Annotated in this window: 1 rRNA gene; it reads left to right on the forward strand. The window is 48.5% G+C overall.

The window, feature by feature from the left end:
• Positions 1-586, forward strand: a 16S ribosomal RNA gene (locus C2M33_RS10115); the annotation flags it as partial.

The following is a 586-nucleotide window of genomic DNA, read 5'->3' on the forward strand; positions in this document are numbered from 1 at the left end:
GCACAATGGGCGCAAGCCTGATGCAGCCATGCCGCGTGTGTGAAGAAGGCCTTCGGGTTGTAAAGCACTTTCAGTAAGGAGGAAAGGTTAAGTGTTAATAGCACTTAGCTGTGACGTTACTTACAGAAGAAGCACCGGCTAACTCCGTGCCAGCAGCCGCGGTAATACGGAGGGTGCGAGCGTTAATCGGAATTACCCTCAGCAACAAACCCCTGTAGGAGGCACTTCAGTGCCGAATCTAGACCATAACAAACACATTCATGGCTAAATAGTTAGCGAGTTACAAGTTAGCAAAGGTAAAGTTGAACTGTTGGTTTGTTTAGTACAGAGTCACCCTCAGCAACAAACTCCGTAGGGGACTTCAGTGCCAAATAGACAAGAGAAGTCAGATAATACACTGACGCTCATGTACGAAAGCGTGGGGAGCAAACAGGATTAGATACCCTGGTAGTCCACGCCGTAAACGATGTCTACTAGAAGCTCGACTCTTCGGAGTTGTTTTTCAAAGCTAACGCATTAAGTAGACCGCCTGGGGAGTACGGCCGCAAGGTTAAAACTCAAATGAATTGACGGGGGCCCGCACAAG

This window comes from Pseudoalteromonas sp. T1lg122 (genome assembly GCF_002964825.1).
GTDB classification, from domain to species: domain Bacteria; phylum Pseudomonadota; class Gammaproteobacteria; order Enterobacterales; family Alteromonadaceae; genus Pseudoalteromonas; species Pseudoalteromonas gelatinilytica.